The 13,375-nt window shown below is 65.7% G+C and carries 11 protein-coding genes; 4 read left to right on the forward strand and 7 right to left on the reverse strand.

The features are described from left to right. Positions 1-6: 6 nt before the first annotated feature. On the forward strand, positions 7-675 hold the full coding sequence (locus tag B2790_RS00185) for a class I SAM-dependent methyltransferase (protein WP_286918001.1): 669 nt from the start codon (positions 7-9) through the stop codon (positions 673-675). Positions 676-800: 125 nt separating this feature from the next. Here B2790_RS00185 and quiC read toward each other — a convergent pair whose 3' ends face one another. Further along, positions 801-2,708, reverse strand: a complete 1,908-nt coding sequence (gene quiC / locus B2790_RS00190; RefSeq protein ID WP_025338610.1) for a 3-dehydroshikimate dehydratase QuiC — start codon at positions 2,706-2,708, stop codon at positions 801-803. 374 nt (positions 2,709-3,082) lie between these two features. Between quiC and B2790_RS00195 the strand changes: the two genes are divergently transcribed. After that, positions 3,083-4,456: an MFS transporter gene (locus B2790_RS00195; protein ID WP_025338609.1), complete on the forward strand. Its 1,374-nt coding sequence runs from the start codon at positions 3,083-3,085 to the stop codon at positions 4,454-4,456. Between the two features lie 136 nt (positions 4,457-4,592). On the opposite strand, the gene B2790_RS00200 is transcribed toward B2790_RS00195, so the two are convergent. The 5 genes from B2790_RS00200 to B2790_RS00220 all read right to left on the reverse strand — a co-directional run bounded on the left by B2790_RS00200 (position 4,593) and on the right by B2790_RS00220 (position 10,826). Further along, a complete protein-coding gene (locus B2790_RS00200) occupies positions 4,593-6,005 on the reverse strand; it encodes a DOPA decarboxylase (protein ID WP_286918002.1) in 1,413 nt (470 codons plus the stop codon). A 200-nt stretch (positions 6,006-6,205) separates the two neighbouring features. Further along, a complete protein-coding gene (locus tag B2790_RS00205; protein WP_286918003.1) occupies positions 6,206-7,150 on the reverse strand; it encodes a LysR family transcriptional regulator in 945 nt (314 codons plus the stop codon). Between the two features lie 144 nt (positions 7,151-7,294). Next, positions 7,295-8,005, reverse strand: a complete 711-nt coding sequence (locus B2790_RS00210; RefSeq protein ID WP_075044805.1) for a YebC/PmpR family DNA-binding transcriptional regulator — start codon at positions 8,003-8,005, stop codon at positions 7,295-7,297. 97 nt (positions 8,006-8,102) lie between these two features. Further along, positions 8,103-9,494 (reverse strand): FAD-dependent oxidoreductase, encoded by a 1,392-nt coding sequence (locus B2790_RS00215; RefSeq protein ID WP_286918004.1) that lies wholly within the window; start codon positions 9,492-9,494, stop codon positions 8,103-8,105. Positions 9,495-9,509: 15 nt separating this feature from the next. Further along, positions 9,510-10,826 carry an MFS transporter gene (locus B2790_RS00220; protein WP_085592731.1) on the reverse strand — a complete coding sequence of 439 codons (1,317 nt, stop codon included), beginning with the start codon at positions 10,824-10,826 and terminating at the stop codon, positions 9,510-9,512. Between the two features lie 243 nt (positions 10,827-11,069). On the opposite strand from B2790_RS00220, the gene B2790_RS00225 reads away from it, so the two are divergent. Together B2790_RS00225 and B2790_RS00230 are read left to right on the forward strand one after the other, a co-directional pair. Continuing rightward, a complete protein-coding gene (locus tag B2790_RS00225) occupies positions 11,070-11,939 on the forward strand; it encodes a LysR substrate-binding domain-containing protein (RefSeq protein ID WP_013972053.1) in 870 nt (289 codons plus the stop codon). Positions 11,940-12,095: 156 nt separating this feature from the next. Continuing rightward, positions 12,096-12,467, forward strand: a complete 372-nt coding sequence (locus tag B2790_RS00230) for a DUF2784 domain-containing protein (RefSeq protein ID WP_286918005.1) — start codon at positions 12,096-12,098, stop codon at positions 12,465-12,467. On the opposite strand, the gene tam is transcribed toward B2790_RS00230, so the two are convergent. After that, entirely contained in the window at positions 12,457-13,233 is a 777-nt protein-coding gene (gene tam / locus B2790_RS00235) for a trans-aconitate 2-methyltransferase (protein ID WP_286918006.1), read from the reverse strand. The genes B2790_RS00230 and tam overlap by 11 nt on opposite strands. Positions 13,234-13,375 lie beyond the last annotated feature (142 nt).

Below are 13,375 nucleotides of genomic sequence, written 5' to 3' on the forward strand. Positions count from 1 at the left end.
ATGACCATGCGCAACCCTGAAGACGCCTTGCTCGACAGCTGGCAGCACAACGCCCAGGCCTGGATCGATGCGGTGCGCAGCGGCAGTATCGACAGCCGTCGCCAGGTCACCGACCAGGCCATCCTGCTGGCCATTCTTGGCCGCCAGCCCGAACGGGTGCTCGACCTGGGCTGTGGTGAAGGCTGGCTGCTGCGCGCGCTGGCCGACCGGGGTGTCGAGGCGGTAGGTGTGGATGGAGACCGGGCGCTGGTGGATGCCGCGCGTGCTGCAGGTTCCGCCGAGGTGCACCTGGCCAGCTATGCACAGCTGGCCGCCGGGCAGGCCTATGTTGGCAAGGACTATGACCTGATCTGCGCCAACTTCGCCCTGTTGCAGCAGGACATCATCCCGTTGCTGGCGGCGATGAATGCGTTGCTGGCGCCCGGGGGTGGACTGGTGATCCAGACCCTGCACCCGTGGAGCGTGGCGGATGGGGATTACCAGGATGGCTGGCGGGAGGAAGCGTTTGCCGGGTTCGCCGGGGATTGGCAGGTGATGCCGTGGTACTTCCGTACCCTGGCCAGCTGGTTGAACGCGCTGGACATGGCGGGGTTGCGGCTGGTCAGCCTGCAGGAGCCACAGCACCCGCAGAGTGCGCTGCCGCAGTCGCTGCTGTTGGTGGCCGAGGGGCGCTGAACCGCAGTGGCTTTACCGGCCTCATCGCCGGCAAGCCAGCTCCCACAGGTACTGCACTGGCCTATCGGGCCGTGGTGATCCTGTGGGAGCTGGCTTGCCGGCGATGGGGCCGGTACAGGCAGCAACTACAAGACCGGCTTGCGCGCCGCCCCGCTGCGGGCCTTGGCCATGGCTGCCAGGCGCACCGCGACGTTGGCCGCACCGTAACCGGCATACCCCCCCTTGCGCTGGATGATCTCGAAGAAGAAACGCTCTTCGAACGGCTCGGTGTACACGTGGAACAGCTCGCCGCCTTGGGCATCGCGGTCGTACAGCACGTTGTAGTACGCCAGTTCGCTGAGGAACTCGTCGTCGAAATCGAAACGCGCCGCCAGGTCGTCGTAGTAGTTCAGCGGGATCTCCAGCAACGGTACCCCAGCCAGTTTGGCCCGCGCCACTTCGCGGAAGATGTCGTCGCAATCGAAGGCGATGTGGTGCACGCCCGAACCGCGGTAGCTGGACAGCGCATGGGCGATGGCGGTGTTGCGGTTTTCCGAGATGTTCAGCGGCAGGCGCAGGGTGCCGCACTGGCTACGCAGGGCGCGGCTCTTGACCAGGCCATAAGGGTCCGGCAGCACCACTTCGTCGTCGGCAGCGAAATCGAACAGGCTCTTGTAGAACAGCACCCAGCTGTCCAGCGACTCGGCCGGCAGGGCCAGGGCCATGTGGTCGATACGGCGCAGGCCGCCGGTGGCCGTGGCGTTCTTGTCCAGGCTGAAGTCGGTGTCGTACAGGGTCTGGCCTGCAGTGCCCTGCTCCACCAGGTACAGCAGGCTGCCATCTGGCGCACGTACTGCCGGCACTTCGCACTCGTTGGGCCCGACCAGGCCACGGAATGGCTGGCCACGGAAGGCGGTGGCGCGCTTCAGGGCGGCTTGCTGGTCCTTGACCCGCAGCGCGGTGGCGCACAGCGACGGCCCGTGGGCCTCGAAGAAGTTGTGGCCGAAGGAATAGGGTTCGGCGTTCAGCACAATGTTGATATCGCCCTGGCGCAGCAGCTGCACCTCTTTGCTGCGGTGCTTGCCGGCATCGGCAAAGCCCAGGCGCTTCAGCCAGCTGCCCAGGCGCGCGCCAACGGCTTCGTCGACTGCAAACTCGAGGAACTCCACACCGTCATAGGCACTGGCCGCCGGTGGGGTGAACAGCACACCGGGCTCGATCGAGGTACCTTCCTGCTCCAGGCGCAGGCGGGTGTGTTCTTCGAGGTACAGCAGCGAACGCAGGCCGTCGGCGGCATTCTGCCGGGGCGGTGCGGCGCGGAAGCCGTCGTTGAAGATTTCCAGCGACAGCGGCCCGCGGTAGCCGGTGGCAAGGATTGGCGCCAGGAAACCGGCCATGTCCATCTCGCCCTGCCCCGGGAAGCAGCGGAAGTGGCGGCTCCACTCCAGCACATCCATGGCCAGGATCGGCGCGTCGGCCATTTGCACGAAGAAGATCTTGTCGCCGGGGATATCGCGGATCGCGCTCGGGTCGCCCTTGAGCGACAAGGTGTGGAAGCTGTCGAGGATCACCCCGAGGGCCGGGTGGTCGGCCTGGCGCACCAGGTTCCAGACCTGCTGGTAGGTGTTGACGTGGCGGCCCCAGGCCAGCGCTTCGTAGCCAATGCGCAGGCCGCGTTTGCCAGCGTGCTCGGCCAGCAGGCGCAAGTCGTCAACCAGCAATTGCTCTTCGCCGAGGGCATCGGCCTGGACGTTGCTGCATACCAGCACCAGGTCGGTGCCCAGTTCCTGCATCAGGTCGAACTTGCGCTCGGCGCGGTCGAGGTTTTTCTGCAGGCGGTCGCGGCGGCAGCCCTCGAAATCGCGGAACGGCTGGAACAGGGTGATGGCAATACCCAGGTCGGCGCACATCTGCCGTACCTGGCGCGGGCTGCCGGCGTAATAGAGCAGGTCGTTTTCGAAGATCTCGACGCCGTCAAAACCGGCGGCGGCGATGGCTTCGAGCTTTTCCGGCAGGGTGCCGCTCAAGGACACGGTAGCGATCGAACGCTGCATGGCGGGAGTTCCTTGTTGTTAGAGGGTTGAGGCCAGGGCTGCCTGTACCGGCCCAATCGCCGGCAAGCCAGCTCACACAGGATTGGCGCATACCTTGTGGGAGCTGCTTGTCGGCGTTAGGGCCAGACCTGGAAAATCAGGACCACAGTTCCTGGCACGATCGATTATTCGCAGGTAAAGTCATCGCTTCAATCTCTTTGTACGGAATGGTTAGTTTTGCGTTCGATTATCGCACAAAACCGGTTTTAGCGAATTGCCAGCCCACTGGCCCGTGGTCAACATGAACCACAGACGCAGGCACACCGACCCTCGCCTCCTGCCTTGGCGAATCTCCGGCGGAACCTGTGCAAACAACAATAACAACGGAGACAACGATGGCTCACTCCAGCTCTCAAGCCAAGAAAGCGACCGCCAGTGGATGGATAGGCTCGGCACTCGAGTACTACGACTTCTTCATCTACGCCCAGGCCGCTGCGCTGATTTTCCCGCAGATCTTCTTCCCCAACACCGATCCGAAAATGGCCATCATTGCCTCGCTGGCCACCTACGGCGTGGGTTACCTGGCGCGCCCGGTCGGCGCCTTCGTGCTGGGCCACTGGGGTGACACCCGCGGCCGCAAGAACGTACTGCTGCTGTGCATGTTCCTGATGGGCCTGTCGACCATGGCCGTGGGCCTGCTGCCCACCTACCACGACATCGGCCTGCTCGCCCCGGCCTTGCTGGTGGTGCTGCGCCTGATCCAGGGCTTTGCCGTGGCCGGGGAAATCTCCGGAGCCAGTTCGATGATCATGGAGCATGCGCCATTCGGTCGACGGGGCTACTACGCCAGCTTCACCCTGCAAGGCGTGCAGGCTGGCCAGGTGCTGGCGGCGGCAGTGTTCCTGCCACTGGCCTACTTCATGCCGAGCGAAGCCTTCAACGACTGGGGCTGGCGCATTCCATTCCTGATGAGCGCCATCGTGCTGATCGCCGGCTTCATCATTCGCAAGGAAGTGCACGAAACCCCGGCGTTCGTGAAGGAAGAGAAACAGGACAAAGTCGCCAAGTCGCCGATCAGCGAGGCCTTCCGCCACAGCTGGAAGCACATGGTGCTGGTGATGTTCATGGCCTTGATGAACGTGATCCCGGTGGTCGCCACCATCTTCGGTGCGGCCTACGCGGTGCAGCCAGCCTATGGCATCGGCTTCGACAAGAGCGTGTACCTGTGGATTCCGGTAGTCGGCAACATCGTCGCGGTGCTGGTGATTCCATTTGTCGGCAACCTGTCCGACAAGATCGGCCGTCGCCCGACCATGATCGCCGGTTGCCTCGGCTCGGGCCTGCTGGCTTTCGTCTACCTGTATGCGATCAGCATTCAGAACGTACCGCTGGCGTTCGCCTCGTCGATCGTGATGTGGGGCATGGTTTACCAGGGTTACAACGCGGTGTTCCCAAGCTTCTACCCAGAGCTGTTCCACACCCGCTACCGTGTTTCGGCCATGGCCATCGCGCAGAACATCGGCACCATGCTGACCGCCATGCTGCCGGCGCTGTTCGCCCTGGTAGCCCCGCCTGGTTCGGACAACATCCCGCTGGTGGTCGGTGGCCTGGCGTTCTTCATCACCTGCGTGTGTGCCCTGGCAGCGTACATCGCCCCGGAAACCCATCGCCTGGCGATGGAAGACCTTGGCAACCCCGATGCCAAGCCGATGGACAAGACCGCGTATGAGGCTAGCCGTAAAGGGAGCTTTCAGGCAGTGAGCCACTGACAGATTGCAGGGGGCTGCTCTGCAGCCCATTCGCGGGCATGCCCGCTCCCACAGGGTCGCATCAAGCCTGAGGCCGATGCAGTCCCTGTGGGAGCGGGCTTGCCCGCGAATGGGCCGCAACGCGGCCCCGGCAGTTTCAGCCCTTGACCACTTCCTGCAGGCGCGCCCAGAGCTGTTCGACATGCTCTCGCTCGGTCGGCAATGCGCCAATCGACACCCGCACCATCCACCGCCCATCCAGCGTCGCCGGCGTCACATAGGCATCCCCGGACGCGTTCAGCCGCTCGGCCCAGCCCTTGGTATGCGCATCCAGCGCCTCCCCTTCCAGCCCCGCAGGCCGATGGCGAATGCACAACGTCTGCAACTGCACCGGCGCCAGCACCTCCCACTCCGCCGCCGCGCCGATTTGCCCGGCCAGCCACTGGGCATTGTCCAGGTCACGCCGCAGCCGTGCCTGCAACGCCTCGACCCCCTCGCTGCGCAGCATGAACCAAAGCTTCAACGCGCGGAACCGGCGGCCCAGCGGGATACCCCAGTCACGCAGGTTCTTCACCTCGCCATCCACCGCCGACTGCAGGTAGCTGGGGTTGGTGCTCATCACCCGGATCAGGTGCTGCGGGTCGCGCACGTAGTAGATCGAGCAATCGAAGGCCACACCCAGCCACTTGTGCGCGTTGACCACCAGCGAATCGGCCAGCTCGATGCCGTCCCACATCCAGCGGCATTCCGGCAGGATCATCGCCGAGCCGGCCATGGCCGAGTCCACGTGCAGCCACAGGCCATGGGCCTGGGCGATCTCGCCGATCGGCCGCAGCGGGTCGAGGGCCGTGGTAGCGGTGGTGCCGGTGGTCGCGACCACGGCGCAGGGCTGGTTGCCAGCGGCCAGGTCCTGCTCGATCGCCGCCTGCAGTGCTTCCGGGCGCAGGGCATAGCGTTCGTCGGTCGGGATCAGGCGGATGTTGTCGCGGCCAAAACCGGCCAGCAATGCGGCCTTGTCCACCGAGCTGTGGGCATGGGCGCTGACATAGACGATCAGCGGCCTGGCCTGGGCTTGCAGGCCGCCGCGTACCAGTGCGTAGTCGCTGGCGCGTTCCCGCGCGCAGATCAGCGCCACCAGGGTGCTGGTGGATGCGGTGTCCTGGATCACCCCGCTCCATTGGTCAGACAGGCCGAGCAGCTGACGCAGCCAGTCGAGGGTGGTTTCCTCCAGCTCGCTCAGGGCCGGGCTGGACTGCCACGACAAGCCCAGCACGCCCAGGCCAGTGCTGAGGAAGTCACCGAGGACCGACGACAGAGTGCCGTTGGAAGGGAAGTAGCCGTAGAAGTCCGGGTGCTGCCAATGGGACAGGCCGGGCATGACCAACTGGTTGACGTCGTCGAGGATCGCTGCGAAAGGTTCGCCTTGCCGGGGGGCCTGAGCGGGCAAGGCGGCCTTGAGATAGCCGGGCTCGACCTGGGCCATGACCGGACGCTCGCCGACGGACTGGCGGTAGTCGGCGATCAGGTCGATCAGTTGGTGGCCGTACTGGCGGAATTGTTCGGGGGTCACCTGGGGTCTCCTGTGGGTTTTTCGCTGCCTGTGCTGGCCTCTTCGCGGGCACGCCCGCTCCCACCGGTATTGCACCAGGCTTGAGAGCGATGCAGTACCTGTGGGAGCGGGCGTGCCCGCGAAGAGGCCGCTACAGGCAACACAATGCCCCAGTCTAGGCACCTATCCCGAAGTGAATAACCTCACCTCGCGCATACCTGCTATGGCAAACCCGCATGCCCGCCCTGCACACCGAACTGCGACTGGCGCCACAACTCGAACACCCGGTTGCGCAACCAGCGGTGTTCGGCCGAGGCCTGCAGGCGCTGGTGCCACACCACCCAGTAGCGCTGGCTGTGGTCGATGAAGCCCAGCGGCCGCCAGGCCAGGTCATGCAGGCGGCACAGCTGCCGGGCGATGTGCTCGGGCACGGTGGCCAGCGCCTGGCTGTTGGCGATCACCTGCACGGTGGCGGAGAAGAACGGCACTTCCAGGCTGACCCGCCGTTGCAGGCCCTGGGCGCGCAAGTGGCGGTCGATGAAGCTGTCCTTGTCGCCTCCACCGGAAATACGCACATGCTTGTGCGCCAGGTAGTCGGCCTGGCTGAGCGCGCCGCGGGCGGCCAGCGGGTGGTCGTGGCGCATCAGGCACACCGCGCGGTCCTCGCCCAACAGCCGCCCGTGCAGGTTGGGTGGCGACTCGTCGAACAAGGTGGTGGCCAGGTCGATCTCGCCGCTGGCCAGCAAGGCGTACTGGCCGGCCTGCCAGGTGCGGTACTCCAGCGATACACCCGGCGCTTCGCGCTCCAGCGCCGCCACCAGCAGCGGCAGCATGTGCTCGGCCACGTAGTCCGAAGCGGCCAGGCAGAAACGCCGCTCGCAGCGCGCCGGGTCGAACACCGCGGGCTGGCGCAGGGCGTGCAGCTCTTCGAGAACCTGGCGCAGGGGTTCGACCAGAGCTTCGGCGTGTTCGCTGAGCACGTAACCACGGCCCTGGCGTACCAGCAAGGGGTCATCGAAGGCTTCGCGCAGATGGACCAGCTGGCGGCTGAGGGCGGACTGGCTGACGCCCAGGCGCTCGGCGGCGTGGCTGAGGTTCTTCAGCTGCAGCAGGTGGTCGAGGGTGCGCAGGTGGGCGAGGCTGAGGGAGGCGAAAGCGGGGTTCATACAGGCTCCCTTCCAGGGGATCGACCGGCCCAATCGCCGGCAAGCCAGCTCCCACAGGGTCACCACAACCATCGGGGCTTGTGCTTTACCTGTGGGAGCTGGCTTGCCGGCGATTGGGCCGCAAAGCGGCCCCAGAGAAGCAGATCAGTCAGTCAGACCAACATAAACGTTCTGCACGTCATCGTTCTCGTCGATAGCTTCGAGGAACGCTTCCACCTCGGCCAGCGCCTCGGCACTCAGGGTTGCCGCGCTCACCGGGTTCTTCGGGGTGTAGCCGATCTTAGCCGAGGTCACGGTGAAGCCATGGTCCGGCAGGGCCTTCTGCACCGCGTCCAGGTCGGTGGTGTCGGTGATGAACAGGGTCGAACCCTCTTCGTCGCCGTCTTCAAAGTCCTGGGCACCGGCTTCGATGGCCGCCATTTCCGGGTCGGCGTCGCCGCTCGGGGTGGCTTCGATCAGGCCGACGTGGTTGAAATCCCAGGCCACCGAACCGCTGGCACCCAGCTGGCCCTTGCGGAACAGCACGCGGATTTGCGCGACGGTGCGGTTGACGTTGTCGGTCAGGCACTCGACGATCAGCGGTACCTGGTGCGGGGCGAAACCTTCGTAGCTTACCGCCGAGTACTGCACGGCATCGCCGTCCAGGCCCGCGCCCTTGCGGATTGCGCGTTCCAGGGTCTCGCGGGTCATCGAGGCCTTCTTGGCCTGCTCGATGGCCAGGCGCAGGCGTGGGTTCATGTCCGGGTCGGCGCCGGACTTGGCGGCGATCTGGATCTCTTTGGACAGCTTGCCCATGATCTTGCCTTTGGCGTTGGCCGCGGCTTCTTTATGTTTGGCTTTCCACTGTGCGCCCATGTCGACTCTCTTGTTTCAGCGGCCGGTTCAGGAAGCGACCGGCCAAAAGTGGGTGCAGTTTATACGCCCTCCGGCCTGTGTTCGACAAGAAATCTCATCAGCCTTTATCGGCCTTGCCCGCCGCCGCGGCAAACCGCGCCAGGTGCACATCCAGCCTGCGCGGCCGCAGCCCACGGTCCTCGGCCCGCTCCTTGCGGCGGATGGCATTGCGCACCATCAGCGAGCCCAGGTAGCGGATCGGCTCGGGCGGGAACAGCCCCAGCGGCCCCTTGACCAGCGGCGAACGGGTCCATGGGTTGTCCAGCCCCAGTGCCAGCGACGACAGAATCTGCCCGCCCATGTGGCACGGTCCGACGCCGCTGCCGGAGTAACCAAAGCCGTAGAACACGTTGCCCTGCCCGTCCAGCCGGCCAAAGAACGGCAAACCGGTCACCGAGCGGTCGGACGGCCCGTTCCAGCTGGCCGCCAGCGGCACCTCGGCCAGCGCCGGGAAAAACCCGCCCAGGCTTTCACGCAGCAGCGGCCGGTACGGCGACGGCTGGTCGAACACCGGCAGCATGCGCCCGCCATAGGCGAAGGTATTGCCGCCCTTGCCGAGCATCAGCCGACCATCGGAGGTGTTGTGGTAGTAATGCACGAATATCCGTGAATCGAGCACGCTGATGCCGCTGTCCAGGCCAATCTGGTGCAACAGCTCGGGGCAAGGTTCGGTGATCACCATGTCGCTGGAAACAATCGCCACGCTGCGCTCGAACTGTGGGAAAGCCCGCGCCATCCAGGCATTCAGGCCCAATACCACGCGGTCGGCGCGCACCGTGCCATGGGCCGTGCGCACCTGCACCGGGGCGCCGTGCTCCAGGCCGGTCATGGCGGTGCCTTCATGGATGCGCACGCCGCGCTGCAAGGCCACCCGGCGCAGGCCGCGCACCAGCTTGCCCGGCTGCACCGTGGCCGCGGCCGGCGAGAACCAGCCTTCCAGGTGCCGCGCCGAACCCGCCAGGCGCTGCACCTGCTGCAGCGGCAGGCGGCGAAACGAATTGATCCCCTTTTGCTCCAGCGCAGCGACCACCGCGTCGGTGGCGCCGACCTGCGCGGCGTTGGTGGCGGTGTACAGCGTGCCGTCCAGGCGATAGTCGCAGTCGATGCCATTGGCCGCGCAGAACGCGCCGATCTCACCGATGCTGCGCTCCGACTCACGCACCAGGCGCACCGCCTCGGCCACCCCGAACAGCCGCTCGAGGGTGAAGTACTTGGCCGACCAGGACAACGCACAGCCACCATTGCGGCCACTGGCACCGGCACCGCAGATATCGGCCTCGATCAGCACGATATCCAGGGCCGGCACAGCTTCCTTGAGCATCAGCGCGGTCCACAGGCCGGTATAGCCGCCGCCGACGATGCACACATCGCAACGGGCATCGCCTTGCAGCGGTGGGCACACCGCCTCTTGCGCCGAATCCAGGGCCTGTTGCAGCCAGAAGGGTCTCATTCGCTCGCTTTCCTTTCAGGTACGCAGTGGCTTGATTGCCATGCTGGTATTCGGTGCCACATCAGTGCTTTGCGCAGCGCTGGCCGGGCGGCTGTTCCAGTGCGGCAGCAGCACCAGCGCCGAGAACAGCGCGCAGCCGGCGAACACGATGAACACCGTGACACCATCGAAGTACCCCGGCAGCAGCCCGCCCAGCACCGCCCCCACCGAGCCACAGCCGTTGACGAAGCCTGCTGCGGTGGCGCCGGCCTTGGCAGTGCCGAAGTCGATGGCCGCAGCGCCGCTGATCATCGAGTCCGGCCCGTACAGGGTCAGGCCCATGACGAACAGCAGGGCCACCACCAGGATCACGCTGCCGGTGTGCATGGCCGCCATGAACGCCGCCAACGCCACGGTCAGCAACACCAGGCTGATGACACAGGCCGGCATGCGCCGGGCGCCGAACAGCTTGTCGGAGGCCAGGCCGATGATGATCGGGCCGAGCAGTCCGGCCAGTTCGAAGGCTGTCGGGATGATCGCTGCCCCCACCTTGCCCACCGAGGGCATCTGCTCGAAGACGATCACCGGCCCCCACAGCAGGATGGCGTAGCGCGCCGGCTTCAACAGGAAGTACGCCAGCCCCAGGGTCAGCACCGTGCGGTTGCGCATGATCTCCTTCAGCGGCGCCCACACGCTGCACAGGTTGCCGGCCGGGGCCATGCTCTGCGGCTCGGGCTCCACCGCTGGCAGGCCGACGTCTTCAGGCTTGTTGCGCTGCAGGAAGAAGAACAGCACCGCCACCAGCGCCACCACCGCGGCACTGGAGAAGAACGCCGCGTGCCAGGTACCGACCAGGGTATAGGCCCACCAGCCGGCGAACGGCGAGGCCACCAGGCCGCCGAAGGCATAGCAGGAGCTCCACAGGCCCAGCACCCGCCCACGCTGCGACGCCGGGAAGAAGCTGCCGATGTTCTTGCACAACCCGGCCCAGCCGGTGGATTGCGCCAGGCCCTGCACCAGCATGCAGGTGGCGAAGATCGGGAAGGTGGCGTAACTGCCCATCACCACCGCCGCAGCAGCAGAAATCAGCAGGCCGCCGAGCACCACCACGCGTGGGCCAAAGCGGTCGGCAAGCATGCCCCAGGTGAACTGGCCCACGGCGTAGGCGGCCAGGTAGATGGCGTCGAGGTTGGCCATGGCGGCCTTGTCAAGCATGAAGTTGGGGTCTTCACCGATGCCCAGCTTGGCCACCGAGAAGGCCTTGCGGGTGAAGTAGAAGGCGGCGTAGGCCAGCCAGGTAATGGCGAAAATCTGGATACGCCAGCGTTTGAACGCGGCTAGGGATTGGTTCATGTAAGTCTGACCTCTTGCTTGAGTGTGCCGGCAGAATGTGAAGAAACGCCTGTCTTGTTCTTGTGTTACGCACAGCGATGACGAGGCTGTCATCGGGTCAGATGGCGCCGTGTGGGTGCCATGGCCCTGGCGGCACTTGTGGTACCAGCGTCGGGCTGACATGCATGGAAACAGTTGCGCTAAGATAAATAAAATCGATTTATCGTATTTCACACATAAGCCCAGCTTGTTACTGAGGTCGTCATGTCGGTTTCCCACGCACAACTCAAGGCCTTCCATGCCGTGGCCGTTCACGGCAGCTTTACCCGCGCCGCCGAAAAGCTGTTTCTTACCCAGCCTGCGGTGTCGGACCAGGTGCGCAAACTGGAGGAGCGCTTCGGCGTCTTGCTGTTCCACCGCAACAAGCGTTCGGTGCAGCTCACCGACCTCGGCGAGCGCCTGCTGGGCATCAGCCAGCGCCTGTTCGCCTGCGAGGCTGAGGCCCATGAACTGCTGCAGGATTCGCGTGCGCTGCACACCGGCAGCCTGGTGCTGGCGGTGGATGCGCCGGTGCACGTGCTGCCGCAGATCGCCCGCTTCTGCCAGCGCTACCCGGGCATCCAGGTGAAGATCGAGACCGGCAACACCGACGAGTCGCTGGCCCGGCTGTTCAGCTACCAGGCCGACCTGGCCCTGCTGGGGCGGGACGTCGACGATGAGCGGCTGCACTGCCTGCCGCTGCGCCGCGACCCGATGGTGGCGTTCGTATCCCACCAGCACCCATGGGCCAGCCGCGGCGCGATCAGCCTGGCGGACCTGGACGATACGCCGCTGGTGCTGCGCGAGCCCGGGTCGGTGACGCGGCAGACGCTGGAAGAAGAAATGCAACGGGCCGGGCTGCGGATTCGCCCGGCGATCCAGGTGGAAGGCCGGGAAGCGGCGCGGGAAGCGGTGGTGGTGGGGATTGGTGTGGGGGTGGTGTCGGCGGCGGAGTTTGGTGCGGATGCGCGGGTGTGCGCCTTGCCGATCGTCGATTGCCAGCGGCACCTGACCGAGACACTGGTGTGCCTGAGTGAGCAGCGCACGCGGCGGGTGGTGGCAACCTTCCTGCAGATGGTGGAGGAAGGGTTGTAAGCCTGTGCCGGCCTCTTCGCGGGCTCGCCCGCTCCCACAGGATCACCACAGGTTTTGAATGCTGTGCAGTGCCTGTGGGAGCGGGCAAGCCCGCGAAGAGGCCGGTACAGGCAACCCAACTATGCTGGGATAACCTCAACCCTCGGCACACACCCCATGCTCTACCGCCTTGCCGCCGACAGCCTGGTCCTGCTGCACCTGCTCTTCATCCTGCTGGTGCTGTTCGGCGGCCTGCTGGTACTGCGCTGGCGCCCTGCCCTGCTGCTGCACCTGCCGGCGCTGGCCTGGGGCCTGGCGGTGGAATGCCTGCACCTGGGCTGCCCGCTGACCACCTGGGAAAACCGCATGCGCAGCGCGGCTGGTGACGCGGGCTATCAGGGCGGCTTCGTCGAGCACTACATCTGGCCGTTGATCTACCCCGCCGGGCTGACACCGCACATCCAGCTGCTGCTAGGCACTTTGGTGCTGCTGCTCAACCTCGGCATCTACAGCTACGTGGCCTGGCGCTGGCGCCGCCCTAGCGGGTAGCGATCACGAACAGCCGCGGGAACGGCAACAGCACCTTGCCATCGGTGGCCGGCGGGTAGTCGCGCTGCATCGCCTGCAGGTACATCTGCAGGAAATCCGCCTGCTCCTGCTCCTCCAACCGCCCCAAGTACGGACGCAAGGCCGAACCCTTGAACCATTCCACCACGGCTTCGGCGCCACCGGCCAAGGGGTGATGATAGGTGGTACGCCACACATCCACCCGCGCACACAGTGGGCTGAGCAGGTCGTAGTAGAACGCCGCGCTGTGCCGTGGCGGCAGCTGGAAATCAGCGAACTTCGCCGCCCAGGGGCCCTGGCTGGCGATTTCGCGCAGCTGCCGGTGGGCCGGCTCGTCGAGGTTGTCCGGGGTCTGCACGGCCAGGCTGGCACCTTCGCTCAGCTGGCGCACCAGGTGCGGGTACAGCGAGGCGTGGTCGGGCACCCACTGTAACGAGGCATTGGCCAGGATCAGGTCCTGCGGCTCGGGAGCGGACCAGCCGGCAATGTCACCGACTACAGTGCGCACCCGGGGGATGCACATCCGTTTGCGCTCGCGGGCCTTTTCGATCATGTCCGGGTCACTGTCCAGGGCCGTCACCTGGGCATCCGGGTAACGTTGCAGCAGCACCTCGGTGGAATTGCCAGGGCCACAGCCCAGGTCGGTGGCGTGGCGTACCGGGCGTGGTGGCACAGCGGCGAGCAGATCGCGCACGGCGCGGGTACGCTCGTCTTCGAACAGCGAGTACTGGGTGGCGGACCAGGCCATGTGAAGCTCCTCTGGGCGGGCAATGTGTTCAGCATATGCCATCTGTCGGCTTTGAGGGCCCTATCGCCGGCAAGCCAGCTCCCACAGGGAACGCAGCGATCTCAAGCCATGCGCAATACCTGGACTGCCCCCAAGAAGTTGG

The sequence above is a fragment of the Pseudomonas sp. UBA6753 genome, assembly GCF_002453565.1.
GTDB classification, from domain to species: Bacteria; Pseudomonadota; Gammaproteobacteria; order Pseudomonadales; family Pseudomonadaceae; genus Aquipseudomonas; species Aquipseudomonas putida_Z.

Excerpts from the sequence above, each read along its gene's own strand:
- B2790_RS00185 (WP_286918001.1), top strand. The coding sequence starts at position 7 with ATGCGCAACCCTGAAGACGCCTTGCTCGACAGCTGGCAGCACAACGCC.
- quiC (WP_025338610.1), bottom strand. The coding sequence starts at position 2,708 with ATGCAGCGTTCGATCGCTACCGTGTCCTTGAGCGGCACCCTGCCGGAA.
- B2790_RS00195 (WP_025338609.1), top strand. The coding sequence starts at position 3,083 with ATGGCTCACTCCAGCTCTCAAGCCAAGAAAGCGACCGCCAGTGGATGG.
- B2790_RS00205 (WP_286918003.1), bottom strand. The coding sequence starts at position 7,150 with ATGAACCCCGCTTTCGCCTCCCTCAGCCTCGCCCACCTGCGCACCCTC.
- B2790_RS00210 (WP_075044805.1), bottom strand. The coding sequence starts at position 8,005 with ATGGGCGCACAGTGGAAAGCCAAACATAAAGAAGCCGCGGCCAACGCC.
- B2790_RS00215 (WP_286918004.1), bottom strand. The coding sequence starts at position 9,494 with ATGAGACCCTTCTGGCTGCAACAGGCCCTGGATTCGGCGCAAGAGGCG.
- B2790_RS00220 (WP_085592731.1), bottom strand. The coding sequence starts at position 10,826 with ATGAACCAATCCCTAGCCGCGTTCAAACGCTGGCGTATCCAGATTTTC.
- B2790_RS00225 (WP_013972053.1), top strand. The coding sequence starts at position 11,070 with ATGTCGGTTTCCCACGCACAACTCAAGGCCTTCCATGCCGTGGCCGTT.
- B2790_RS00230 (WP_286918005.1), top strand. The coding sequence starts at position 12,096 with ATGCTCTACCGCCTTGCCGCCGACAGCCTGGTCCTGCTGCACCTGCTC.
- tam (WP_286918006.1), bottom strand. The coding sequence starts at position 13,233 with ATGGCCTGGTCCGCCACCCAGTACTCGCTGTTCGAAGACGAGCGTACC.